The sequence below is a fragment of the Vulcanococcus sp. genome (assembly GCF_044369115.1).
In the GTDB taxonomy this organism is placed as follows: domain Bacteria; phylum Cyanobacteriota; class Cyanobacteriia; order PCC-6307; family Cyanobiaceae; genus Vulcanococcus.
This window is the reverse complement of sequence record NZ_JBIPMN010000001.1, coordinates 1-22,898: the sequence shown is the minus strand read 5'-3', so window position 1 is coordinate 22,898 and position 22,898 is coordinate 1. Positions and strand designations below refer to the sequence as shown.

Here is a 22,898-nt window from a genome sequence, read left to right as displayed (position 1 = left end):
CAGGAGGCGCCCATGGTTTTCGACTGGTTCAAGCGCAGCGCGGCCCCCCAGAACCCCGAGGAGCCCCAGCCGGAACAAACCTCGCCGCCTCCGGCCGCCGCTGAGGCACCTGCCGTGCCAGCGCCCGAGGCTGTTCAGCCGGAACCAAACCCTGAGCCTTCCCTGGCGGCTCCTGCTACCCCCGCTCCTTCCGCCGCGGCACCCGCGTCAGCGCCAGCTGTTGGTGCCGTCGATCAGGACGCCCTCGATTGGGCTCGTCAGGCCTATGCCCGGTTGAAGGCCCAGCAAGAAGCTGAAAAACAGCCCGCATCGGCGCAGCCATCGCCCCAATCAGCGGCTCCTGCCGCGCCAGTCGACCTCTCTCCATCGTTGCCAGCGCCGCAGCTGACCGCTGCAGATCCACCTGCAACACCTGTCCAGGAGTTTGTTCAGTCTGTACAGATTCCTGGGCAGCTCTCCCAGATCACGCAACAGCCTGCTCCGGAGTCGGCCGGTGATCAGGCGGCTCCTGCGCCCTCCGCTCCGCCAGAGCCTTCTGCCCCGGCGGCTGGTTTGTCGTTGCTGGAGCAGGCCGCCGCCCAGCGGGCGCAGCGCCAACAGCAGCTGTTGGAGCGGGCGATTGATGTGCCCGCGGCGGCCCCCCCTGCGCCAGCGACCCCGGTTGCAACACCCGCCGATGATGCGGCCCCGCAGCTCGGTGCCTTCGATGAGGAGTTCACCTGGTCGGCCGAAGTGCTCGCCGCCCAGGGCCGCCAGCTCAGCGACATCTCGCTTGAAGAGATCGACTGGCTTGGCCGCTTGCGGCGTGGCATGGAGAAGACCCGCCGCGGCTTCGTCACCCAGCTGCTCGACAACCTCGGCGACGATCCCCTCACCCCCGAGGTGCTCGACGACCTCGAGAGCCTCTTGCTTCGCGCCGATGTGGGCGTCCAGGCCACCGATCAGGTGCTCGAGGCCCTGCGCAAGCGGCTCAACGAAGAGGTGGTGGAGCCCGCGGAGGGCATCCGCTTCCTGAAGGAGCAGCTCAAGGGCCTGCTCGATGCGCCGATTCAGGCCAGTGGTGCTCCGCTGCTGGCGCCCGAGCGCGGGCGCCTCAACGTGTGGCTGATGGTGGGTGTGAACGGCGTGGGCAAAACCACCACCCTCGGCAAGCTTGCCAACCTCGCGGTGCGCAGCGGCTACAGCTGCCTGATCGCCGCTGCAGACACCTTCCGCGCTGCGGCCGTCCAGCAGGTGGCGGTGTGGGGGGAACGCAGCGGCGTCACGGTGGTGTCGAACCCCTCCCCCAATGCCGACCCTGCCGCTGTGGTGTTTGACGCCATCGGCGCTGCTCAAGCCAAAGGCACCGATCTGGTGCTGGTGGATACGGCCGGTCGCCTGCAGACCAAGCACAACCTGATGGAGGAGCTCAGCAAGGTGCGTCGCATCGTCGACAAGCTGGCGCCCGATGCTGTGGTGCAGTCGCTCCTTGTGCTGGATGCCAGCCAGGGTCAGAACGGTTTGAAGCAGGCGATGGCCTTCGCCCAGGCTGCCGGCCTCACCGGTGTGGTGATCACCAAGCTCGATGGCAGCTCCCGCGGCGGCGTGGCCCTGGCGGTGGCGTCGGAAGCCGGTCTGCCCATCCGCTTCATCGGTGCCGGTGAGGGGATCCGTGATCTGCGTCCGTTCAACAGCTTCGAGTTTGTGGAGGCGTTGCTGGCGAAGTAGGTCAGAGCGCCGCCAGCTCCTCCACAAAACGCGGCTATCTTGCGGGCACTTCGCGGCCGCTCGGTGAGCAGCAAGCCGCCCCCACGGCGGTCTGATCCACCGCTTCAGAGCCACGTCGACCGCGCTGCGCTGCCGCGGCCCTCATCGCCGCTGGCTTCGGTGCGGCAGCTGCTCGACAGCCTCAGCCGCGAGCAGCGCCGCAACCAGGAACTGCTGGCCTCGCTCGGCTTTGCCTTGCGCAGCTTCACCAACCTTGGCCGCTTTCTGGAGCTAGTGCCTCTCGTGGCCACTCGGTTGGTGGAGGGCGAAGGGGCGCTGCTGATCACGTTCCACCCGGATGGCCGCCTCTGGCGCGAGCAGTTGCATGGCGGGCCGCCGGAACTGTTGCGGGCCTTGGCCAGCCTTTCTGATGAGGAGCTGCTCCAGGCCTCCGGCGATGAAGCGGTGGCTCTGTTGCTCGATCGCTTGGTGCGGCGCCAACTCACCGATCGGCCCCTGTTTGCCACCTCGGTGGTGGCCCGCAGCCGCAGCCGCGGTCGTCTCTACGTGTACGGCCCGCGTAGCGGCTTGAGTTGGAGTGAGAGTTACCGCCGCTATGCCCAGCTGGTGGCGGATCTCACAGGGGTGGCGATCGAGAGCGAACAGCTGCTGCAGGAGGCGCGGCGCCATGAGCGCGTCGACCGGCAGCTCTCCACCGGCGCCGAGATCCAGGCCCAGCTGCTGCCGGATCACTGCCCGGTGATTGAAGGGGTGGAGCTGGCAGCCCGATGCCGCCCGGCCTTTCAGGTGGGCGGCGATTACTACGACTTCATCCCCACCCGCCCCCAGCTGCTCGGTCGCCGCCGCGAGCAGGGGCGCTGGGCGCTGGTGGTGGGGGATGTGATGGGCAAGGGCGTTCCGGCCGGTCTGTTGATGACGCTGCTGCGCGGCATGCTCCGCGCCGAGGTGCTCAGCGGCCACGCCCCGGATCGGATCCTGCACGACCTCAACCAGCTGGCCCAGGAGGACCTGGCCCAGTCGCACCGCTTCGTGACGCTCTTCTATTCCGACTACGACCCCCGCACCCGTCTGCTCCGCTTCGCCAATGCGGCCCATAACCCACCGCTGATCTGGCGGCGGATACGCCACGCCGTCGACCGCTTGGATGCGCCGGGCCTGTTGATCGGGCTGCAGCCGGAAGCGCAATACGGCTGCGAACAGATCGTGCTGGATCCGGGGGATGTGCTGCTTTGCTACACCGATGGTGTCACCGAAGCGAGTGGTCTCAACGGTGAGCGTTTCGATGAGGAGCGCTTGATCGCCGCTTTGCAGGCGGCCTGTCGCTCCGGCCTTGGTGCCCAGGGCATTCTCGATCAGTTGTTCGCCCGCCTCGATCGCTTTGTGGGGCCCGATCGCCAGCTCGATGACGACGCCTCGATGGTGGTGCTCAAGGTGCGTGAGGAGGTGATGCTCCCCTCACTGAGTCGCCTGCCAAGCTGACCCTCAACTGATCGAGCCGGGCCCCGATGGCCGTTGAGTCGTCTTCCTCCACTTGGAGCCAGCGTTTCGAGGAGGGTCTGCATCCGGCGATCGAACGCTTCAACGCCTCGATCGGGTTCGACATCACCCTGCTCCAGCAGGACCTCGACGGCTCCATCGCCCACGCCCGCATGCTCGCCAGCACCGGCGTGATCACGGTTGAGGAAGCCGAGCAGCTGGTGGTGGGCCTGGAGCAGGTGCGCAGCGAAGCAGCTGCCGGCGAGTTCAACCCCGGCCTCGACGACGAAGACGTGCACTTCGCGGTGGAGCGCCGCCTGATCGCGATCCTCGGCCCCCTGGGCAAAAAGCTGCACACCGGCCGCTCCCGCAACGATCAGGTGGGCACGGATCTGCGCCTGTGGCTGCGGGGCCAGATTGATGCCATTGATGGCGCGTTGGTGCGCTTCGAGCGGGCGCTCCTGGATCAGGCCGAAGCCCACGCTGAGGTGATGATTCCGGGCTACACGCACCTGCAGCGGGCTCAGCCGATCTGCCTCGCCCACCATCTGCTGGCCTATGTGGAGATGGCCGAGCGCGACCGGGCTCGGCTGCAAGATCTGCGCAAACGCGTGAACATCTGTCCGCTCGGGGCCGCGGCTCTGGCGGGCACACCAGTGCCGATCGACCGCCGCCACACCGCCGCGGCTCTTGGCTTCGACGACGTATATGCCAACAGCCTCGATGCGGTGAGCGACCGGGATTTTGCGGTGGAGTTCAGCGCCGCCGCCAGTCTGGTGATGGTGCACCTGAGCCGGCTGAGTGAGGAGGTGATCCTCTGGGCCAGCGAGGAGTTCGGCTTCGTGAAACTCACCGACCGCTGCGCCACTGGCAGCAGCCTGATGCCCCAGAAAAAGAACCCCGATGTGCCGGAGTTGGTGCGGGGTAAGTGCGGCCGGGTGTTTGGCCACCTGCAGGGCCTGCTGGTGATGATCAAGGGTTTGCCCCTCGCCTACAACAAAGACTTCCAGGAAGACAAAGAAGCCCTCTTCGATGCCGTGGCTACCACCCTGGCCTGCCTGGAGGCGATGGCGATCCTGTTTGAGGAGGGGCTGCAGTTCCGCCCCGAGCGGCTTGAGGCCGCTGTGGCTTCTGATTTCTCCAATGCCACCGATGTGGCTGATTACCTGGTGGCCAAGGGGGTTCCGTTCCGCGAGGCCTATCAGCTGGTGGGCGGTCTGGTGAAGGGCTGCCTGCAGGAGGGGATCCTGTTGCGTGATCTGGCGCTGGAGCGTTGGCAACAGCTGCATCCGGCCTTCGAGGCGGATATCTATGAGGCGATCCATCCGCGCCAGGTGGTGGCGGCCCGCCGCAGCGAAGGCGGCACGGCCTTTGATCAGGTGCGCTTGCAGCTGGAGCGGGCGCGTTTGCGGCTGACAGCCGCGGCGTGAAGCCCTCCGAACTGCCGGAGCCGGCTTAGTCTTCCTGGGCTGAAGTTCTGCCTGATCGGCCCCCTCGGCCTGTGAGCATTTTTGTAGGAAACCTCCCCTTCCGCGCGGAACAGGAGGACGTGGCCGAGTTGTTCGCACCCTTCGGCGAGGTCACCAACTGTTTCCTGCCCCTCGAGCGCGACACCGGCCGCAAGCGCGGCTTCGCCTTCGTGGAGCTGGCCGATGAAGACAGTGAGTCCCGCGCCATCGATGCCCTCCAGGGCGCCGAGTTGATGGGTCGTCCGCTGCGCATCAACAAAGCTGAACCCCGCAGCAATGGCGGCGGTGGTGGTGGCGGCGACCGGGGTCCCCGGCGCGGCGGCTATGGCGGTGGCGGCGGTTACGGAGGCGGCGGCTATGGCGGCGGTGGTTATGGAGGTGGTGGCCGCAGCGACTTCGGCGATCGCTCCGGTGGTGGCGGTGAGCGTGGTTCCGGCGCCCGTGGCTGGGAGGACCGCAGCTATGGCGGCGGCGATCGCGGCGCTGATTCCTTCGGTGCCGGCCGCACCCGTCGCCGGCGCAGCTCTGGCGGCGACGACTGAATCGATCAAGGGCGACTCAGCCTGGTGGGGGTCTCAGTGCTTGGAGGGCCTGCTGCTTTCACTGCGGTGATCTGACCGAAGTTCTGCAAGCTCTGTACAGAACCTGCCTGTGCCCTCGTTCTTGGCAGCAGGTCCTTCTCCTCACTGGCATCCAGGTTTCTGTACGCCACGTACAGAGCTGCAAGCAGTCTTTGCGAGACGCCTTCCCATGCACGCAGCGCGTTAGGTCCTTGCAGGCAACCCGTTAGAGCCCGCGCTCTTCCAGCTGCGCGGCAGCCCACTCGAACACCTCTGGCCCGGCATCGCGGGCGCCAGCAGCCAAGCCGAGGTCGCGGCGCCAGTGCCGAGCCCCGCTCACCCCCTCCACCACTTGCACCAGGTGGCGGGCGATGGCCCAGAGGCGGCCCCCACCGTTGACCCACCGCTCGGCGTAGGGGATCAGGCCTCGCACCACCGTGGAGGCGCAAGCGATCGGCTCGCTGTCGTCGTGGAACAGGCGCCGGTCCACGTTGGCCCAGCGCAGTGGGTGGTCGTAGGCGGCGCGGCCCACCATCACGCCATCCACCTGCTGCAGCTGTTCCTCGCAGCTCTGCAGATCCAGCAGGCCGCCATTCAGTTCGATCGTGAGCTGGGGGCGCTCGCGCTTGAGCTGATGCACCAGCTCATAACGCAGCGGCGGGATGGTGCGGTTTTGCTTCGGATCCAGGCCCTCCAGCCAGGCCTTGCGGGCGTGCACGCTGAAGCGCTGGGCTCCGGCCGCGGCCACCGTATCCACGAAGGCCAGCAGCTCGTCATACGAATCGCGCTCATCGATACCGATCCGGTGTTTCACCGTGACAGGCAGCGGTGAGGCTGTGGCCATGGCGCTGATGCAGCGGGCCACCTGCTCGGGTTCGGCCATCAGGCAGGCCCCGAAACGTCCCTTCTGCACCTTCTCGCTGGGGCAGCCCACGTTGAGGTTGATCTCGTCGTAGCCGCGATCGGCTGCAATGCGTGCCGCTTCGGCCAGTAGCTGCGGATCGTCGCCGCCCACCTGCAGGGCGATCGGGTGTTCGCAGGGGTCGAAATCGATCAGCCGCTCGCGCCGCTCGCTGTAGTGCAGCGCCTGGGCCACCACCATCTCGGTGTAGAGCAGGCTGCGCCGGGTGATCTGCCGCATCAGCACCCGGAAGTGCCGATCGGTGTAGTCCATCATCGGGGCCACACTGAAGCGGTAGGCCCCGTTCAGTAGCGAATCGGGCATGCCCTCATGCTGCCCGGTGCCCAGGCACGCTGATCTCTGCCCCTCTCGCCGCGATGCCCCCCTCCCCCGAACACTGGTCGCTGGTGGTGGCGGGGGGCGGCCCAGCCGGGTTCATGGCAGCCATCGCCGCGGCGGAGGCGGGGCTCCAGCGGGTTCTGGTGCTGGAGAGCACGCCCGAACCCCTGGGCAAGGTGCTGATCAGCGGCGGCGGTCGCTGCAACGTGACCCACGCCTGTTGGGATCCGCGCGAGTTGGTGGGTTCCTACCCGCGCGGCGGCAAAGCCCTGCGCGGTCCATTCAGCCGCTTTGCTGCCGGCGATGCGGTGGCCTGGTTCGACGATCACGGCCTTGAGCTGGTGGAGGAGCCCGATGGCCGCATGTTTCCTCGGGCCAATCGCTCCACAGCGGTGATCCAGTGCCTGCGCCAGGCGGCCTCAGCCGCCGGCGTGGAGTTGCGCACCCACTGCGCGCTGCAGGGGGCAGACGCGCTGCCTGACGGGGGTTTTGCGCTCACGGTTCGTGTGGCGTTCCAGGGCGGGCACGACCAACCAGCGGCACTCACGGCCGATCGTCTCCTGCTCGCCACCGGCAGTCATCCCAGCGGTCGTCGCCTGGCGCAGGGTCTTGGCCATGGCCTGGTGGCGCCGGTGCCGTCGCTGTTCACCCTGGCCTTCAAGCCCAATCCGCTCGTGGCCTTGGCGGGGGTGGTGATGGATCCGGTCGATCTGGAGCTTGAGCTGGATCTTGATCAGGGCGCGGGTCCACCGCCGCCGGGCATGGCCCATCGCTTCCGTCAGCAGGGGCCGCTGTTGATCACCCACTGGGGCTTGAGTGGACCAGCCACGCTCAAGCTCACTGCGTTTGCGGCCCGGGCGCTGCACCACTGCGGCTACCGGGGCAGCGTGCGGGTGGATTGGAGCGGCGGCCGCACCCAGCCCCAACTCGAGCAGCTCTTCGCCGACTGCCGCCGTGATCAGGCCCGCCGCCAGCTGAGCAACGCCCGCCCCTGGCCTGCCCTGAGCCGCCGCCTCTGGCAGCACCTGCTCGATCAGCAGGGCGTGGAGCCCGATCGCCGCTGGGCAGATCTGGGCAAGCACCAGCAGCAGGGCCTGATCGAGAGCCTGCGGCGCAGCACATACGCCGTGGCGGGCCGCGGTCCCTTTGGCGAAGAGTTCGTGACCGCGGGCGGCGTGCCGCTGGGGGAGGTGAACCTGGCCACGATGGAGAGCCGCTGCACGCCTGGGCTCTACCTAGCCGGTGAGCTCCTGGATGTGGATGGCATCACCGGTGGCTTCAACTTCCAGCACTGCTGGAGCTCCGGCTGGCTGGCTGGGCAGGCGATCGCTGAGGCGGTGGCGCAGCATGCACCAGCAATAAACTAGCTCTCGAACCAGCTTGCTGATCCGTGCAGCCCTCCATCGGCGCGTTTGAGGCCAAGGCCCAGCTCTCGCGGTTGCTGCGGGCTGTGGAGCAGGGCGAGCACTTCACCATCACTGTGCGTGGCAAGCCTGTGGCCGATCTGGTGCCCCATCGCGCGGCATCCAGTGAGGGTCTGGCCGCGGCGATTGAGGCGCTGCAGGCCTTTCCCCGCATCCGTGGCGTTGGTGATACCGATGTGGCCAGCTTCATCGAGGAGGGTCGCCGTTGACCCTGGTGATCGATGCCTCCATGGCCCTGGCCTGGGTGTTTGAGCGTGAGCAGACCTCTGATGCGGCCCGGGCGAATCGGCTGCTTGCCGCCTGTGGTGATCAGGCGTGGTGGGTGCCTGGGCTTTGGCACCTGGAGGTGGTCAATGCCCTGCTGGTGGCTGAACGTCGTCGCATGATCGAGTCGAGCGCCAGCGATCTGTTTCTCGCCCGCTTGAGCGGTTTGCCGATCTGCATGGATGGCGATCTCGGGCCGGAGCAACAACCTCGGTTGATCGCCTTGGCCCGTGCCCATGGCCTTTCCAGTTACGACGCCACCTACCTTGATCTGGCCCAGCGCCTTGGGGCCACGCTGGCCAGTTTCGATCGCAAGCTCAACCAGACCGCGGCAGACCTTGGTGTGCCTCTCTTTAACTGAGCGCCATGCCTCTACTTGATCTGATCGAAGATCGAGAACATCGGCAGATACATCGCCAGCAGGATCGAGCCCACGATTCCGCCCACAATCACGATCATGGCGGGCTCCAGCATTGAGGTGAGCGCTTTCACGGCTGCTTCCACCTCGTCTTCGTAGAAGTCGGCCACCTTGGAGAGCATCGTGTCCATCTGGCCTGTTTCCTCGCCGATGGCGAGCATGCTCAGGGCCAGCTCGGGGAACACCTGTTTGCGCCCCAGGGCGACGCTCAGAGGGATGCCCTCCTGCACGTCTTGCCGTGATCCCACGATCGCGTCGGCGATCACAGCGTTGCCCGCCGTTTCCTGCACGATCTCCAGCGAGAGCAGGATCGGCACCCCCGCCCGGGTCAGGGAGCTGAAGGTGCGGCAGAACTTGGCCGTAGCGGTTTTCTGAATCAGATCGCCGAACAGGGGCAGCTGCAGCAGCAAGCCATCCACGCGGCGGCGGCCCGCGCTGGTGGCGTAGTAGCGGCTGAACAGCCAGGCCCCCACCAGCAGAACCAAGGCCAGCAACAGCGAAAACGAGGAGCGCAGCAGCTTGCTCAGGTCCACCATTAGTTGGGTGAACAGCGGCAGCTCGGCGCCGAGATCCTCAAAGATGCCGGCGAAGGTGGGGATCAGGAAGATCGTCATCCCCAGGAATACGAGCACGGCGATCACCAGCACCGCCACCGGGTAGCCCATCGCCCCCTTGATCTGGTTCTGGAGCATGGCGTTGCCCTCCAGCAGCTTCGCCAGTCGCCTGAGGCTCTCATCGAGCACCCCGCCCGCTTCGCCGGCCTCCACCATGGCGATGGTGAGCTTGTCGAACACCTTCGGCCAGCGCCGCAGGGCCGCCCCCAGGCTGCCGCCCTCATTCACATCGGCGCTCACCGCCGTGAGCGCCCGCTTGAACAGCGGCATCCGCTGCTGCCGCGCCATCAGATCGAGGCTGCGCACGATCGGCACCCCCGCATCCACTAGCGCCGCCAGCTTGTTGGCGAACAGGGCTTTTTCGCGGATCCCAGGCCGGGCTTCCAACAGGCCGGAGAGATCCAGGCCGAACACGGTGGTGGCCGCGGGGCTGGAGCCGGCGGGAGTTCCTGGTGCTGCGGGAGCGCGGTTGGCCATGGCCGGACCGCTGCGGCCTCGCCCGCTGGCGCTGTCCACCAGCTCCAGGGCGCTGGGCACGATCCCGCGCCGGCGCAGGTCGCGGCGGGCACTGGCGGCATCGGCGGCCGTGAGGCGCAGCTGCCGGGTCTGGCCGGCGCGGGTGGTGTACGTAGCGCTGAAGCTGGGCATGGGGGTTGGCTCAGCTCAACCGCTCTGGCCGTCGAGCAGGCGGCCCAGCTCCTCCGGTTTGCTCGCTTGGGCCATCGCCTCCTCGCGGCTCACGGCTCCCTGCACCACCAGATTGGCCAGGGCCCGCTCCAGGGTTTGCATGCCCTGCTGGCCACCGGTCTGGATCTGGGAATAGAGCTGCGCCGTTTTGCCCTCGCGAATCAGGTTGGCGATGGCAGGCGTGTTGATCAGGATCTCCTGGGCCATCACCCGCCCGAACTGCCCGGGCTTCGGGTTGAGCCGTTTGCAGAGGGTCTGGGAGAACACTCCCACCAGCGAGCTGCTCAGCTGCACGCGGATCTGGGTCTGCTGCTCGGCGGGGAACACATCCACCATGCGATCCACCGTCTGCGCCGCGGAGCTGGTGTGCAGGGTGCCGAACACCAGGTGCCCCGTTTCCGCGGCCGTGATCGCCAGTTGGATCGTTTCCAGATCACGCATCTCCCCCACCAGGATCACGTCGGGGTCTTCCCTTAGGGCAGCGCGCAGGGCGGCGGCGAAACTGCGGGTGTCTTCCCCCAGCTGGCGCTGGTGGATCACGCTCTGCTCGTTGCGGTAGGTGAATTCGATCGGGTCTTCGATCGTGAGGATGTGCTCGGCGCGGCTGCGGTTAATGTGATCCAGCAGGGCCGCCAGGGTGGTGGTTTTGCCCGAGCCGGTGGGCCCCGTCACCAGGATCAGGCCCCTCGGCCGGCGGCTGGTTTCCTCCACTACCGGGGGCAGCTCGAGGCTCTCCAGGCTGGGAATTGTGTTGCCCAGAGCCCGCAGGCAGGCGGCATAGCTGCCCCGCTGGCGGTACACGTTGACCCGGAAGCGCGACACGCCCCGCAGCCCGTAGGCGCAGTCGAGTTCCCAGGTTTGTTCCAGCTGCTTGCGCTGGGCGTTGTTGATCATCGAGAAGATCAGGCGGTTGCACTGGTCTTCGCTGAGCTTCTCCTCGCGCATCGAGCGCAGCGCCCCGCTGAAGCGGCCGTAGGGGGGCTGGCCCGCCGCCAGGTGCAGATCACTGCCGCCCTGCTGCACCAGCTCCTCCATCAGCTGCTCGATCTGGAGCTCCATGCCGCTGCGATGCCCTGCCTGCCGTCAGTGTGAGCTCGGCGGATCGTGGCGGCAATGGCGCCGCTGCGGGGTGGGCCCCCTGTGTCAGCTGAGCCCTCGTGGCGTGAGGCAGTAGGGGCACTCCAGCCATTCATCACGCATCCCGGCGCCGCAGCCGCCGCAGGTGATGGTGTGCAGCGCCTTGGCCCGCCGCTCCGATTCCAGGCTGGAATCCGTGAGGATCATGCGCTCGATCTCCTCGAGGGTGGTGTGGCCCTGGCGCACCAGATCGAGGCCGTAGCCGAGCAACGTTTTCATGCCCGACTCGATCGCTAACTTGCGGATCCGATCGGTGCTCGCCTGCTGGGCGATGGCGGTAGCCAGGGTTTCGTTGATGCGCAGCACCTCGTAGACCCCCACCCGGCCGCGGTAACCCAGGCCCTGGCAGCTGGGGCACACCGCGTCGTCCTCGTCGCGTTGGCGGCGGGCCTTGAAGAAGGTGATCGACTGCTCGTTGCTGGCGAACAGGCCGAAACGTCCCAGCTCCTGCTCGCTGGGGTGATACGGCTGGCGGCAATCGGGACACACCCGCCGCACCAGCCGCTGCGACACGATCCCCATCAGCGAGGCGCTCACCATGAACGGCTCCACCCCCATCTCCGAGAGCCGGGCGATGGCGCTGGGGGCGTCATTGCAGTGGAGTGTGGTGAGCACCAGGTGGCCGGTGAGGGCGGCTTCAATCGCCGTTTTGGCGGTTTCCTGGTCGCGGGTCTCCCCCACCAGCAGCACGTCCGGGTCCTGACGCATGAAGGCCCGCAGGGCCAGGGCGAAGTCGTAGCCCTTCTCCCGGTTCACCTGGGTCTGGGAGATGCCCTTCAGCGTGTACTCAATCGGGTCTTCCACCGTTGAGATGTTCACGCCCGGGTCGTTGCGCTCCGCCAGCAGCGAATAGAGCGTGGTGCTCTTGCCCGAACCGGTGGGGCCCGTCACCAGCAGCATCCCGAAGGGCTTGCTGCCCATCTCGCGCACGCTGGCCAGGGCCACCGGATCGCTGATCAACCGGTCGAGCCCCAGATGAGTGGTGCCGCTGTCGAGCAGGCGCATGCACACCTTCTCTCCGTAGCGCGTTGGCAGGGTGCTCACCCGCAGGTCGAAGAGCTTGCCCTGGTAGCGGCGGCGGATCCGTCCGTCCTGGGGGAGGCGGCGTTCGGCGATGTCCAGGTCCGCCATGATCTTCAGGCGGGAGGTCACCGCAGGGGTGAGGTTCTTCGGCAGCTTGTCGAGCTGCTCGAGCACGCCGTCCTGCCGCAGACGGATGAGCAGTCCATCCTCCTGGGGTTCCAGGTGGATGTCGCTGGCGCTGCGCTTCAAGGCCTGCACCAGGATCCGGTCCACCAGGCTCACCACCGGCGAGGCGTTGGAGACCGACAGGCTCGACTCCACGTCGAGATCGTTGAAGTCATCGTTCGGCGCGACCTCCAGCGTGTCCTCCAGCTGGAGGTCTTCTACCAGTGAGGCCGCTGCAGCAGGGCGCTCTGGCGCTGAGCTGGGGGTTGGCTTCGGTGTGGGTTCTGGCGCTGGGGGGCTTGCGGTGGGAGCAGTGGTTTGCAGCGCGGCTTCCAGCTCATCGGGCAGGGCCAGTCGCAGCCTGATCGTGATCGAGGCGGCTGCGGCGCTCTGCTGCAGGTGCTGGCGTTGCTCTGCCCCCCAGTGGCTGGGGATCGCCAGTACCAGCTCGCCATTGCTGTGGGCCACCGGCAGGCAGCCCAGCGCACGGCAGTGATCCAGCGAGAACGCCTGGGCCCAGCGCCAGCGCTCCTCCCCGGCGGCCTGAAGCTCCTGGCGGGTCAGCACCGCTTCGCCCAGGAGCAGTTCCACCTCCAGCCGTTGCTGATCAGCGCTGGCCGCGGCCGGTACGGGCCTCGTGGGGGTGAGGGTCATTAGCGGCTGTGCACGGGAGGTGCGGGCTTCCGCCGCTTGTGGGGGGGAGCCCCTTCACACCAACATGTCTAGAACAGATCTCCGGTTCGGTCAGCATGAGCGGCGAAGCGACCCCCTTCCCCCAGGAATCCGCCGATACCCTCAACACCTCTGGTGAAGCCCCTGCTGAGGTGGCGGCAGAGCAGGCTCCTGCTCCCGAAGCTCCTGCTGAGGCTCCTGCGGCCAGCGCTGATCCTGAGCAGCGGGTGCGGGAGCTGGAGGCGGAGCTCGAAGCGCTGAAGGCCGAGCACGAATCGGTGCGCAGCCAATACATGCGTATCGCCGCCGATTTTGATAATTTCCGCAAGCGTCAGAGCCGCGATCAGGATGATCTGCGCGTGCAGATCGCCTGCAACACCCTCAGCGAAATCCTGCCGGTGGTGGACAACTTCGAGCGCGCCCGCCAGCAGCTCGAACCCCAGGCCGAGGAGGCCCAGACCATCCACCGCAGCTACCAAGGCCTCTACAAGCAGCTGGTGGATGTGTTCAAGCAGCTCGGCGTCTCGCCGATGCGCGTGGAGGGTGAACCTTTCGATCCCAACCTGCATGAGGCCGTGCTGCGGGAGCCCAGCGATGAGCACAGCGAAGACGTTGTGATCGCCGAGCTGCAGCGGGGTTACCACCTCAACGGCAGGGTGCTGCGTCACGCCCTGGTGAAGGTGTCGATGGGCCCCGGTCCCGGCGGCTCCGAGGCTGCCCCGGCTGACAGCGCGCCCGCCGAGAACGAGGCCTGATCGATGGCCGATTACTACGACCTGCTGGGGGTCGCCCGCGATTCCGATGCCGACACCCTCAAGCGGGCCTATCGGCGTTTGGCGCGTCAATACCACCCGGATATCAACAAAGATCCAGGTGCCGAAGACAAGTTCAAGGAGATCGGCCGCGCCTATGAGGTGCTGAGTGATCCCCAAACCCGCGCCCGCTACGACCAGTTCGGTGAGGCCGGCCTCGGCGGCGCTGCCGGCATGCCCGACATGGGCGATATGGGCGGCTTCGCCGATCTGTTCGAAACCTTCTTTAGCGGTTTTGGCGGCGGTGGCATGGGCGGCCCCGGTGGCGGTGGTGCCCGCCGCCGCGGCCCCCGCCAGGGTGATGACCTGCGCTTCGACCTCACCGTGAGCTTCAGCGAAGCGGTGTTCGGCAAGGAAAAAGAGATCCAGATTCGCCATCTGGAAACCTGCAGCACCTGCAGCGGCTCCGGCGCCAAGAGTGGCAGCGGCCCCACCAGTTGCGGCACCTGCGGCGGGGCCGGCCAGGTGCGCCGCGCCACCCGTACCCCCTTTGGCAGCTTCACCCAGGTGGCCCCTTGCCCCACCTGCGAGGGCAGCGGTCAGGTGATCGCCGACCCCTGTAACGCCTGCGGCGGTCAGGGTCTGCAGCAGGTGCGCAAGAAGCTGCGCATCAACATCCCCGCTGGCGTGGACAGCGGTACCCGCCTGCGGGTGGCCAACGAAGGCAACGCCGGTCAGCGCGGTGGCCCGCCGGGTGATTTGTATGTGTTCCTCACGGTGCAGTCGCATCCGCACCTGCGCCGCGACGGCATCAACATCCACTCGGAGGTGACGGTGAATTACCTCCAAGCGATCCTCGGCGACACGATCGAGGTGGAAAGCGTGGATGGCCACGAGCAGCTGGAGATCCCCGCCGGCACCCAGCCTGGCGCGGTGCTCACCCTCACCGGCAAGGGCGTGCCCAAGCTGGGCAACCCCGTTGCTCGCGGCAATCACCTGATCGCGATCAAGGTGCAGCTGCCCACCAAGCTCAACCGCGAGGAGAAGGAGCTGCTGGAGCAGCTGGCCGGCCATCACACCGCGAAGGGGCACAAACACCCCCACAAGAGCGGTCTGTTCGGCGGGCTGTTTGGGTGAGCGATTCTGCTGCTGTGCCGGATTCAGCCCTGCAGCTCGACCTGCGCGGCACGCCCTGCCCGCTCAATTTCATCCGCAGCAAGCTGGCACTGGAGAAGCTCGATCCCGGCGCCTGGCTGCAGCTCGAGCTGGATCCAGGTGAGCCCGAGCAGATGGTGGCCTCCGGGTTGCGTGAGGCTGGGCATCGTGTTGAGCGTCAATCCGGGGAGGGCGGTGGTGTGCGCCTGCTGATCCAGCGCCTTGGCTGAAGCGGCGCGGGTGATGGCCCTGGAGGCCAACTTCTGCCGTGTGCAGCTCGATCAACCCGGACCTGATGGCATCGAGCACCTGCTCTGCGTGCGTCGCACCCGCCTCGGCAAAACCGGCCAGCAGATCTGTGTGGGCGATCACGTGCAGATCGATGGCATCGACTGGCCAGAGCGCCGCGGTGCCGTGGCGGGCCTCGAACCGCGCAGCAGCCTGCTGGAGCGACCGGCGGTGGCCAACTGCAGCCGGGTGGTGGTGGCGGTGGCGCTGGAGCAGCCCGAGCTCGATCTGCTGCAGCTCACCCGTTTTCTGCTCACGGCGGAGCGCACCGGCGTGGCGGTGGAGCTGGTGCTCACCAAGGCCGATCTGCTCAGCGCCGCGCAGCAACGGAGCTGGCATGAGCGCCTGCAGGCTTGGGGCTACGAGCCGCTCTTGGTGTCGTCGCAGCAGGGCGAGGGGATCGCTGCCTTGCGGGAGCGCCTTACCCAGCCCGGGATTGCGGTGCTGTGCGGCCCCTCCGGTGTGGGCAAAAGCAGCCTGATCAATGCTCTGGTGCCTGAACTGGCCCTGCGGGTGAGTGCCGTGTCGGGCCGGCTGCAGCGCGGCCGACACACCACCCGGCATGTGGAGTTGTTCCCGCTGGCCCCTGGCGCCTTGTTGGCCGACACGCCGGGTTTCAACCGCCCGGATCTGCCCGCGGATCCCGAGGAGCTGGGGCCGCTCTTTCCTGAAATTCGTGAGCGCCTGCTAGGAGGCGTTTGCCGCTTCAAGAATTGCCTGCATCAAGGCGATCCCGGCTGCGCCGTGGGCGCCGACTGGGATCGCCATCCGCTCTACATCAGCTGCCTGGAGGCCGTGCAGGCAGCGGCGCGGCGGGAGCGTTCCCGCAGCGCGGAAGGGGCTGGCCTCAAGCAGCGGGGCAGTCGCCGCGAGCCGCTGCTGGATCAGCGTTTGCGGCAGGTGTCGCGGCGCCGTCAGCGCCAGAATGAACCCGACGAGGCGGAGTGAGCCTCGGGCTCAGCCCAGGCCAGGCAGGTTGAGATTGAGCCCGCCGGTGAGCTCTTCCATGCGCTGCTTCATCGTGCCCGTGGAGAGCTCATAGGCGGCTTTGAGGGCATCGAGGGTGGCGGCTTCTGCGGCAGGAGCACCCTCGGCCAGCAGGGCGGGATCGAGGCGCACCTTCAGCGGTTGCTGGTTGCCGGAGAGCCACACGCTGGCGCGGCCGCAGCTGCTGGTGCCTTCGAGCTCCATCGCATCGAGCTCCTCCTGGAGCTTGGCGGCATCCTGTTGGATCTGCTGCGCCTTCTTGAAGGCTTCGGTGAGCTGGCCGAAGTTGGGAAGTCCGAAACCGGCCATCGCGGCGCCTGTGCAGTTGGGCGCAGGTTACGCGGTGCTGCGGGTGGGCTCAGGCGGCGAGAGCAATGCCCTTGAAGGGGCCCAGCCGCTTCACTTCGGTGTGCAGGGTGATGCCGTGGGCGGCCTGGATCCGCTCCTGTACCGCGCTGATCAGGTGATCGATCTCGGCGGCGGTGGCGGCGCCGGTGTTCACGATGAAATTGGCGTGAATCGGCGACACTTGTGCCCCGCCGATGCTCAGGCCCTTGAGGCCCAGGGCCTCGATCAGTTGGCCGGCCTTCTGGGGTTCGGGATTGCGGAACACGCTGCCGCAGCTGGGCTGCTGATACGGCTGGGTGCTGGTGCGACTGTGCAGATTGCTGCTGGTGCGCCGGCTCACTTCGGCTGGATCGTGGCCGGCGTTCAGCCGGAAGCGAGCGGAGAGCACCACCAGCGGCTCCTCTTGCAAGCGGCTGTGGCGGTAGGCGAAATCGAGCTCGCCGGCGCGTAGTGCGAATGGCTGGTTGGGCTTGTGGGGCTCAATCACCGTGACGCTCTCCAGCACCTCCGCGGTGCAGCCCCCCTGGGCGCCGGCGTTCATCACGGCGGCGCCACCCACCGTGCCGGGGATGCCGACAGACCACTCCAGGCCAGAGAGGCCAGCCCGGGCGGCCCGGCGCGCCAGGCTCGGGATCGGTTCGCCGGCCTGGGCTTCGATCAGGCCGGTGCTGGAATCGAGAGCGGCGCCCTGTAGGCGGCGGTTGCAGAGGGTGAGGCCTTCAAGGCCTGCATCGCTCACCAGCAGGTTGGAGCCGGCGCCGATCACCAAACTCGGCAGGCCTTCGGCCTGAGCCCAGGCGAGTAGAGCCTGCAGCTGAAGAGCGCTCTCCGGTTCCGCAAACCACTGGGCCGATCCGCCCACCCGCCAGGTGGTGTAGTCCGCCAATCCCACGGAGCGCCGCAGGCCGAGGGGGGTGGCGGACGTCATGCCGCTAAGGGAAACGTGGCGAGGGGGTCTTCGCGCTTCTGCAGGCGCCCCCAAAGCCCATTCACATCGCCGGCACCCATGGCCAGCACCAGATCGCCTGGAACGCTCCGCTCGGCCACCGCATCGGCCAGCTCGTCGAGGCTGTCGGCCACCGTCACCGCCAGGTCGGGCCTGAGCCGTTGGATGGCGGCGGCCAGGGCATGGCTGGAGATACCGGCGATCGGCGCTTCCCCGGCTGCGTACAGCGGAGCCAGCAGCACCTCATCGGCCTGGCCCAGGGCCGCGGCGAAGGGCTCCAGGAATTCGGCGGTGCGGCTGTAGCGATGGGGCTGGAACACCGCCAGCACCCGTTGTGGGGGCTCTGGTAAGGAGCTGCGGCCACTGCTCACCATCAGCTGCGCGGTGGCCAGCGTGGCACCCACCTCGCTGGGGTGATGGGCGTAGTCATCCACCACTTGGCGCTCGGCCCAGGTGCCGCGGTAGTCGAAGCGGCGACCGGGCGCCTGCAGGCCCTCCACCGCCTGGCGCAGCTCCGCAAACGACACGCCATGCAGCCGGCAGGCGGCCATGGCAGCGGTTGCATTGCTGAGGTTGTGCAGTCCGGGCAGCGGCAGCGTGAACCGGCCCACGCAGGTGCCCTGCTCGTAGAAGTCCGCCAGGGTGCTGTCACCGCTGAGCTCTACAGGGATGGCCGCGAAATCAGCTCCATCTGGGCTGCTGGTGGACCACCAGTGGCTGGCGTTGAACTGCTGGCTGAGGATCGGACAGTCGCGGTTGGCCAGCAGCTGCCCGCAGCCGCGCCCGAAGCGTTGCAGTGTGGCGATCAGGGCGGCCAGATCGGGGTAGTGATCGGTGTGATCGAGCTCCAGGTTGGTGATCACTCCCAACCAGGCCTGGAACTTCACCAGGGTTCCATCGGATTCATCGGCCTCGGCCACCAGCAGGGCGCCCTTGCCGTTGCGGCCATTGCTGCCGAAGGCGGGCACCACGCCGCCGATCACGGCGGTGGGGTCGTGGTTGGTGGCGTGCAGCAGGCTCGCGATCAGCGTGCTGGTGGTGGTTTTGCCATGGCTGCCAGCCACGGCCACGGAGCTCTGGCCGGCGATCAGCGCCGCCAGCACATCGGAGCGATGGGCGATCTCCAGGCCTGCCCGGCGGGCTTCCTGCAGTTCAGGGTTCGTGGCGGGCACCGCTGAACTCACCACCACCAGCGGCTGGGTGGAGGTGCCGCTGCGGATGGCGGCGATAGTGGTGGCGCTCTGCTCGCGGAAGACCCGTACACCACGGCTGCGCAGGTCCTGCAGCACAGCGTTGTCGCGTGGGTCGGAACCACTCACTTGGTAGCCCCGATCCGCCAGGATTCCGGCGATGGCCGACATGCCGATGCCGCCGACTCCAATGAAATGGAGGGGTTGACGGCGATCGAGCTGTTGGGCCAAGGGCATCTCCAAGCCTGGGGAGACGGTAAGCCGGGAAGTTCCCCTTGTCTGCCCGGATCGGTGTGTTTGAGAGGGATTTGAGAGCCTCGATCCAGGCTCTGAAACCCATGTCCCCAGATGGGGACATCCCAATGATCTCTGTATGATCGGCGGCCAAATCCCCCTTGCTAGCGGGCTTCCCCGCTCGATGCCATGACCATCAAGGTTGCGATCAATGGATTCGGCCGTATCGGTCGCAACTTCATGCGTTGCTGGCTCAGCCGTGGAGAGAACACCGGCATCGAGCTGGTGGGCATCAACGGCTCAGGTGACACGACCACCAACGCTCACCTGCTCAAGTACGACTCGATGCTTGGCCCCCTGCGCAACGCAGAGGTGACCACCACCGACGACACCATTGTCGTCAACGGCAAGACGATCAAAACCTTCTACGACCGCAACCCCGCCAACCTCCCCTGGAAGGAGTGGGGCGTGGATCTGGTGATTGAGTCCACCGGCGTGTTCAACGATGACGTGGGCGCCAGCAAGCACTTCGAGGCCGGTGCCAAGAAAGTGATTCTCACCGCCCCCGGTAAGGGCGCCAAGGTGGGCACCTTCGTGGTGGGCGTGAACGCCGACCAATACCGCCACGAGGACTGGGACATCCTCTCCAACGCCAGCTGCACCACCAACTGCATGGCGCCGATCGTGAAAACGATCGACCAGGCCTTCGGCATCGTGAAGGGCACGATGACCACCACCCACAGCTACACAGGTGACCAGCGCATTCTTGATGCCGCCCACCGCGACCTGCGCCGCGCCCGGGCCGCTGCAGTGAACATCGTGCCCACCAGCACCGGCGCCGCCAAGGCCGTGGCTCTGGTTTACCCCGAGGTGAAGGGCAAGCTGAGCGGCATCGCCCTGCGCGTGCCTACCCCCAACGTGTCGGTGTGCGACATGGTGTTCGAGACCGGTCGCGACACCACCGCTGAGGAGGTCAATGCCGTACTCAAGGCCGCGTCTGAGAACGGCATGAAGGGGATCATCAAGTACTGCGATCTGCCCCTGGTGTCGAGCGACCACGCCGGCACCGATGAGAGCACCATCGTTGACGCCGATCTCACCTTGGTGATGGGCGGCAACATGGTGAAGATCGTGTGCTGGTACGACAACGAGTGGGGCTACAGCCAGCGCGTTGTTGATCTCGCTGAGATCGTGGCCAAGAACTGGAAGTGAGTTCGGTTGCAGCCCGGGGCTGATCAGCCTGGGCTCACCCGCTTCAGCCGCCCCTTCAAGGGCGGCTGTTTGTTGCTGGCCTGTGCTTTGGGTTGATCGCGACCCTGGCTGGCAGGTCAGCGGTAATGCGTAAACCCTTGTTCCGCTGCCGCCAGCGCTTCACCGCTCTCCTGCCAGCGCACCAGGCCTGGCTCTGCCTCCACAAGCCTGCCGATGCGGCTGGTGCCAGATAAGGCCCCGAGCAGTGCCTCGGCCCAGCTGGGCGGCAGCGCCAGCACCAGCTCGAAATCTTCGCCGCCCCCCAGGCACCAGCGCTCGCCGGGCTCGAGCTGGGCCAGTTCGGGGTCGATCGGCAGCTGGTTGCGCTCCAGTAGGGCCCCGCAGCCACTGGTGGCGGCAATCGCTTTCACGGCGGCCGCCAGGCCATCGCTGCTGTCGGTGCCCCCCACCCTCCAGGGTTGCCCGCTGGGCCGGCAGCTGTGCAGGGCCCTGGCGACATCCAGCCGTGGCTTGGGCCTGCGGTGGGCCTCAATGGCCCGCTCCCGCAGTGCTGGACTCACCTGGGAGGCCTCCCACTCATCCAGCAGCAATGTCAGCCCCAGACGGCTCAGGCCATGGGGGCCGCTGCTCACCAGCCAGTCGCCCGGGCGCCCGTCGCCCCGCCGGATCGCCATGCCGTTGGCCACATGTCCCAGGGCGGTGATCGAGAGCAGCCGCTCGCGGCCGCTGCTGCAGTCGCCCCCGAGAATCACGGCCCTGTAAGGCTCCAGCGCATCGCGCAGCCCCGCGTACACCCCTTCCACCCAGCTCCAGGCGGTGTCACCGGGGGCCACCAGGGCCACGGTGACACCGGCCACGCCGGTGCAGCCCATGGCCGCCAGATCCGAGAGGTTGGCGGCCGCGGCGCGCCAACCCAGATCTCTCGGCCCAATGGTGGCGTCACGGAAGTGCACGCCCTCCACCAGCACATCGGTGTTCACCACCAGTTGCTGGCCGCTGCGTTCCTCCAGTAGGGCGGCGTCGTCGTTGAACTGGCCGGCCGGGGCGTAGGCGGCTAGGAGCCGCAGCAGCTCCCATTCGCCCAGGTCGCGCAGCAGCATGGGATCAGGCGTGCGCCTGGAGGTTCTCGGCCCCTTCGATCACCTTGGCTTTCACGATGCCGTCTTCGATGCCGAGCTCCTCGAGCACATCGAAACCGTCCACCACGTAGCCGAAGGCGCTGTAGCGGCCATCCACCAGGTTGAGGCCCGCGGGGGTGAGTTCCGCCTCATAGAGGAAGAAGAAGAACTGCGACGATCCGTCGTTGAGCGCTTCATCGGAATGGGCCCAGCCCAGGGTGCCGAGAGTGGCGAAGGGCAGCACCGGCTGCGCCGTGAACTGACCCAGATCTTCAAAGGTGGCGTTGTAGAAGGGCTCGGCTTCGCCGGGAACCTTGATTTCCAGGGGAACGGTGCGTTCAGCCTTTGTTTTTGGATCGAGGTAGCCGGTTTCCGGGCCCTTGGGATCGCCGGTCTGCAGCACGTAGAAGTCTTCGGCGCGAGTGAACGGGAGGCCGTCATAGAAGCCCTTCTGCACCAGATCCACAAACGCACCGGCTGTGAGCGGCGCGTTGTAGCCATCCACCACGGCGATGACGGTGCCTTGGGTGGTTTCGATCTCCACCGTGGCCCGGCCGAGCAGACGGGGTAGCTCGGCGTATTCAGCTGGGATCTCAAACGGGAAATTGCCCACCAGCAGCGCCTCGAGCTGGCCGATCGTGCTCAGAGCCATCCGGCGGGCCTCCAGGAAGCTGTCGCGATCGCTCACCTCGGTGGCAGCGGCCACGGCCTGTAGCTGTGTTTCCAGCTGATCCAGCAGGGCGTTGCCCTCGGCTTGGTCAGCGCTGGGCAGGCTCTTGAGAATCGCCTCGCGCTTGCTGCTCAGCAGCGTCTGGCTGCGGCGGGCCGTGCTGGTGAGGGCGCTCCAGCGTTTGGCGCGTAGGTCGTCACTGGTGCTCTCTAAGCGGTGCTGCAGTTCCTGCAGATCCGGTGCATCGATCGGCAGGGCGTTGCGCAGGATCGCGGTGGGGTCCTTCACCGCATTGCCGGGGGGCAAAGCGGCGTGGGCCGGGGCGGCGCTGATGGGGCCCCACAGGCCCAGCAGCACCACCAAGGCCAGGAGCCAGCGCTTGAGATCCATGCTGCAGCCTCGTTTCTGCCCGGACTCTGGCACAGCCGTACAATCCGGCCTGACCCGTTCTGCCGGAATGATCTCAAGCAACGACTTTCGCACCGGCACAACGATTGAGCTCGATGGCCAGGTCTGGCGCGTCGTTGAATTCCTGCATGTGAAGCCCGGTAAGGGCTCAGCGTTCGTGCGCACCAAGCTCAAGGCGGTGCAGAGCGGCAACGTGGTGGAAAAAACCTTCCGCGCCGGGGAGACCATGCCCCAGGCGCAGCTGGAGAAGGCTGTGCTGCAGCACACCTACATGGAAGGCGACGACTACGTCTTCATGGATATGGCCTCCTACGAGGAAACCCGCCTGACCGCCAAGCAGATCGGCGATCAGCGCAAGTACCTCAAGGAAGGCATGGAGGTGAACGTTGTGTATTGGAACAGCAAGCCGCTTGAGGTGGAACTGCCCAACTCGGTGGTGTTGGAGATCACCGAAACCGACCCCGGCGTGAAGGGCGACACCGCCACCGGCGGCACCAAGCCCGCGATTGTGGAAACCGGCGCCCAGGTGATGGTGCCGCTGTTCCTGTCGATCGGCGAAAAGATCAAGATCGACACCCGCACCGACAGCTATCTCGGCCGCGAGAACTGAGCGCCATGCAACTCGATCACAACCAACTGCGGGAGCTGATCGCTCTGCTCGGCGAGAGCGATATCCAGGAGCTCAAACTCGAAGGCGACGACTTTCGCCTCGAGCTGCGGCGCAATCTGCCGGC

At 67.0% G+C, this 22,898-nt stretch carries 22 protein-coding genes and 1 pseudogene; 14 read left to right on the top strand and 9 right to left on the bottom strand.

Annotated elements, in window-relative coordinates; all coding sequences use genetic code 11:
* Positions 1-12: 12 nt before the first annotated feature.
* The 4 genes from ftsY to ACIQ2E_RS00100 all read left to right on the top strand — a co-directional run bounded on the left by ftsY (position 13) and on the right by ACIQ2E_RS00100 (position 5,194).
* On the top strand, positions 13-1,707 hold the full coding sequence (ftsY, locus tag ACIQ2E_RS00115; RefSeq protein ID WP_398324406.1) for a signal recognition particle-docking protein FtsY: 1,695 nt from the start codon (positions 13-15) through the stop codon (positions 1,705-1,707).
* Between the two features lie 63 nt (positions 1,708-1,770).
* Positions 1,771-3,186, top strand: coding sequence for a PP2C family protein-serine/threonine phosphatase (locus ACIQ2E_RS00110; protein WP_398324403.1), 1,416 nt, complete (start codon positions 1,771-1,773; stop codon positions 3,184-3,186).
* 26 nt (positions 3,187-3,212) lie between these two features.
* Positions 3,213-4,613: an argininosuccinate lyase gene (gene argH, locus ACIQ2E_RS00105; RefSeq protein WP_398324400.1), complete on the top strand. Its 1,401-nt coding sequence runs from the start codon at positions 3,213-3,215 to the stop codon at positions 4,611-4,613.
* Between the two features lie 71 nt (positions 4,614-4,684).
* Positions 4,685-5,194: an RNA recognition motif domain-containing protein gene (locus tag ACIQ2E_RS00100; RefSeq protein ID WP_398324397.1), complete on the top strand. Its 510-nt coding sequence runs from the start codon at positions 4,685-4,687 to the stop codon at positions 5,192-5,194.
* Positions 5,195-5,438: 244 nt separating this feature from the next.
* Here the strand turns inward: ACIQ2E_RS00100 and dusA are convergent, their stop codons facing one another.
* On the bottom strand, positions 5,439-6,437 hold the full coding sequence (gene dusA / locus ACIQ2E_RS00095) for a tRNA dihydrouridine(20/20a) synthase DusA (protein WP_398324395.1): 999 nt from the start codon (positions 6,435-6,437) through the stop codon (positions 5,439-5,441).
* Between the two features lie 53 nt (positions 6,438-6,490).
* Between dusA and ACIQ2E_RS00090 the strand changes: the two genes are divergently transcribed.
* Genes ACIQ2E_RS00090 through ACIQ2E_RS00080 form a run of 3 tightly spaced genes read left to right on the top strand, consistent with a single transcriptional unit; the run spans position 6,491 to position 8,501 of the window.
* Positions 6,491-7,819: an NAD(P)/FAD-dependent oxidoreductase gene (locus tag ACIQ2E_RS00090; protein WP_398324392.1), complete on the top strand. Its 1,329-nt coding sequence runs from the start codon at positions 6,491-6,493 to the stop codon at positions 7,817-7,819.
* 23 nt (positions 7,820-7,842) lie between these two features.
* The gene (locus tag ACIQ2E_RS00085; RefSeq protein ID WP_398324390.1) at positions 7,843-8,085 is read left to right on the top strand and encodes a type II toxin-antitoxin system Phd/YefM family antitoxin; all 243 of its coding nucleotides are present in this window, start codon (positions 7,843-7,845) and stop codon (positions 8,083-8,085) included.
* A gap of 5 nt (positions 8,086-8,090) precedes the next feature.
* Positions 8,091-8,501, top strand: coding sequence for a type II toxin-antitoxin system VapC family toxin (locus ACIQ2E_RS00080; protein WP_398324446.1), 411 nt, complete (start codon positions 8,091-8,093; stop codon positions 8,499-8,501).
* 11 nt (positions 8,502-8,512) lie between these two features.
* Here ACIQ2E_RS00080 and ACIQ2E_RS00075 read toward each other — a convergent pair whose 3' ends face one another.
* The 3 genes from ACIQ2E_RS00075 to ACIQ2E_RS00065 form a co-directional block, all read right to left on the bottom strand.
* Complete coding sequence (locus ACIQ2E_RS00075) at positions 8,513-9,820, bottom strand: type II secretion system F family protein (protein WP_398324387.1); 1,308 nt, start codon at positions 9,818-9,820, stop codon at positions 8,513-8,515.
* Between the two features lie 15 nt (positions 9,821-9,835).
* Positions 9,836-10,918 (bottom strand): type IV pilus twitching motility protein PilT, encoded by a 1,083-nt coding sequence (locus ACIQ2E_RS00070; RefSeq protein WP_398324385.1) that lies wholly within the window; start codon positions 10,916-10,918, stop codon positions 9,836-9,838.
* Between the two features lie 84 nt (positions 10,919-11,002).
* Positions 11,003-12,838 (bottom strand): GspE/PulE family protein, encoded by a 1,836-nt coding sequence (locus ACIQ2E_RS00065; protein WP_398324382.1) that lies wholly within the window; start codon positions 12,836-12,838, stop codon positions 11,003-11,005.
* 95 nt (positions 12,839-12,933) lie between these two features.
* Between ACIQ2E_RS00065 and grpE the strand changes: the two genes are divergently transcribed.
* From grpE to rsgA, 4 genes are read left to right on the top strand one after another with little or no spacing between them, the layout of a single operon-like run.
* Entirely contained in the window at positions 12,934-13,611 is a 678-nt protein-coding gene (gene grpE / locus ACIQ2E_RS00060; RefSeq protein WP_398324380.1) for a nucleotide exchange factor GrpE, read from the top strand.
* Positions 13,612-13,614: 3 nt separating this feature from the next.
* The gene (dnaJ, locus tag ACIQ2E_RS00055) at positions 13,615-14,745 is read left to right on the top strand and encodes a molecular chaperone DnaJ (protein ID WP_398324378.1); all 1,131 of its coding nucleotides are present in this window, start codon (positions 13,615-13,617) and stop codon (positions 14,743-14,745) included.
* The gene (locus ACIQ2E_RS00050) at positions 14,742-14,993 is read left to right on the top strand and encodes a sulfurtransferase TusA family protein (RefSeq protein WP_398324375.1); all 252 of its coding nucleotides are present in this window, start codon (positions 14,742-14,744) and stop codon (positions 14,991-14,993) included. Before dnaJ ends, ACIQ2E_RS00050 begins: the two co-directional genes overlap by 4 nt.
* Positions 14,986-15,999 (top strand): ribosome small subunit-dependent GTPase A, encoded by a 1,014-nt coding sequence (rsgA, locus tag ACIQ2E_RS00045; RefSeq protein ID WP_398324372.1) that lies wholly within the window; start codon positions 14,986-14,988, stop codon positions 15,997-15,999. The genes ACIQ2E_RS00050 and rsgA overlap by 8 nt, the downstream gene beginning before the upstream one ends.
* 9 nt (positions 16,000-16,008) lie before the next feature.
* Here the strand turns inward: rsgA and ACIQ2E_RS00040 are convergent, their stop codons facing one another.
* From ACIQ2E_RS00040 to murC, 3 genes are read right to left on the bottom strand one after another with little or no spacing between them, the layout of a single operon-like run.
* Positions 16,009-16,347 (bottom strand): YbaB/EbfC family nucleoid-associated protein, encoded by a 339-nt coding sequence (locus ACIQ2E_RS00040; protein WP_010312646.1) that lies wholly within the window; start codon positions 16,345-16,347, stop codon positions 16,009-16,011.
* Positions 16,348-16,396: 49 nt separating this feature from the next.
* Entirely contained in the window at positions 16,397-17,314 is a 918-nt protein-coding gene (murB, locus tag ACIQ2E_RS00035; RefSeq protein WP_398324368.1) for a UDP-N-acetylmuramate dehydrogenase, read from the bottom strand.
* Entirely contained in the window at positions 17,311-18,753 is a 1,443-nt protein-coding gene (gene murC, locus ACIQ2E_RS00030; RefSeq protein WP_398324444.1) for a UDP-N-acetylmuramate--L-alanine ligase, read from the bottom strand. Before murC ends, murB begins: the two co-directional genes overlap by 4 nt.
* A gap of 192 nt (positions 18,754-18,945) precedes the next feature.
* Here murC and gap point away from each other — a divergent pair, with 192 nt between their 5' ends.
* Entirely contained in the window at positions 18,946-19,968 is a 1,023-nt protein-coding gene (gap, locus tag ACIQ2E_RS00025) for a type I glyceraldehyde-3-phosphate dehydrogenase (protein WP_398324365.1), read from the top strand.
* Between the two features lie 116 nt (positions 19,969-20,084).
* Here gap and thiL read toward each other — a convergent pair whose 3' ends face one another.
* Both thiL and ACIQ2E_RS00015 read right to left on the bottom strand, forming a co-directional pair.
* The gene (thiL, locus tag ACIQ2E_RS00020; RefSeq protein WP_398324363.1) at positions 20,085-21,068 is read right to left on the bottom strand and encodes a thiamine-phosphate kinase; all 984 of its coding nucleotides are present in this window, start codon (positions 21,066-21,068) and stop codon (positions 20,085-20,087) included.
* A gap of 4 nt (positions 21,069-21,072) precedes the next feature.
* The gene (locus ACIQ2E_RS00015; protein ID WP_398324360.1) at positions 21,073-22,146 is read right to left on the bottom strand and encodes a peptidylprolyl isomerase; all 1,074 of its coding nucleotides are present in this window, start codon (positions 22,144-22,146) and stop codon (positions 21,073-21,075) included.
* Positions 22,147-22,213: 67 nt separating this feature from the next.
* Between ACIQ2E_RS00015 and efp the strand changes: the two genes are divergently transcribed.
* Together efp and ACIQ2E_RS00005 are read left to right on the top strand one after the other, a co-directional pair.
* The gene (gene efp, locus ACIQ2E_RS00010; protein ID WP_398324358.1) at positions 22,214-22,774 is read left to right on the top strand and encodes an elongation factor P; all 561 of its coding nucleotides are present in this window, start codon (positions 22,214-22,216) and stop codon (positions 22,772-22,774) included.
* A gap of 5 nt (positions 22,775-22,779) precedes the next feature.
* Positions 22,780-22,898: pseudogene (locus ACIQ2E_RS00005) on the top strand (acetyl-CoA carboxylase, biotin carboxyl carrier protein); the annotation flags it as partial.

What these genes read in the sequence shown, in the direction of transcription:
- grpE (WP_398324380.1), top strand. Translation starts at nt 12,934, where the DNA reads ATGAGCGGCGAAGCGACCCCCTTCCCCCAGGAATCCGCCGATACCCTC.
- ACIQ2E_RS00065 (WP_398324382.1), bottom strand. Translation starts at nt 12,838, where the DNA reads ATGACCCTCACCCCCACGAGGCCCGTACCGGCCGCGGCCAGCGCTGAT.
- gap (WP_398324365.1), top strand. Translation starts at nt 18,946, where the DNA reads ATGACCATCAAGGTTGCGATCAATGGATTCGGCCGTATCGGTCGCAAC.
- ACIQ2E_RS00070 (WP_398324385.1), bottom strand. Translation starts at nt 10,918, where the DNA reads ATGGAGCTCCAGATCGAGCAGCTGATGGAGGAGCTGGTGCAGCAGGGC.
- ACIQ2E_RS00075 (WP_398324387.1), bottom strand. Translation starts at nt 9,820, where the DNA reads ATGCCCAGCTTCAGCGCTACGTACACCACCCGCGCCGGCCAGACCCGG.
- argH (WP_398324400.1), top strand. Translation starts at nt 3,213, where the DNA reads ATGGCCGTTGAGTCGTCTTCCTCCACTTGGAGCCAGCGTTTCGAGGAG.
- thiL (WP_398324363.1), bottom strand. Translation starts at nt 21,068, where the DNA reads ATGCTGCTGCGCGACCTGGGCGAATGGGAGCTGCTGCGGCTCCTAGCC.
- murB (WP_398324368.1), bottom strand. Translation starts at nt 17,314, where the DNA reads ATGACGTCCGCCACCCCCCTCGGCCTGCGGCGCTCCGTGGGATTGGCG.
- ACIQ2E_RS00015 (WP_398324360.1), bottom strand. Translation starts at nt 22,146, where the DNA reads ATGGATCTCAAGCGCTGGCTCCTGGCCTTGGTGGTGCTGCTGGGCCTG.
- ACIQ2E_RS00090 (WP_398324392.1), top strand. Translation starts at nt 6,491, where the DNA reads ATGCCCCCCTCCCCCGAACACTGGTCGCTGGTGGTGGCGGGGGGCGGC.
- dnaJ (WP_398324378.1), top strand. Translation starts at nt 13,615, where the DNA reads ATGGCCGATTACTACGACCTGCTGGGGGTCGCCCGCGATTCCGATGCC.
- ftsY (WP_398324406.1), top strand. Translation starts at nt 13, where the DNA reads ATGGTTTTCGACTGGTTCAAGCGCAGCGCGGCCCCCCAGAACCCCGAG.
- efp (WP_398324358.1), top strand. Translation starts at nt 22,214, where the DNA reads ATGATCTCAAGCAACGACTTTCGCACCGGCACAACGATTGAGCTCGAT.
- dusA (WP_398324395.1), bottom strand. Translation starts at nt 6,437, where the DNA reads ATGCCCGATTCGCTACTGAACGGGGCCTACCGCTTCAGTGTGGCCCCG.
- ACIQ2E_RS00040 (WP_010312646.1), bottom strand. Translation starts at nt 16,347, where the DNA reads ATGGCCGGTTTCGGACTTCCCAACTTCGGCCAGCTCACCGAAGCCTTC.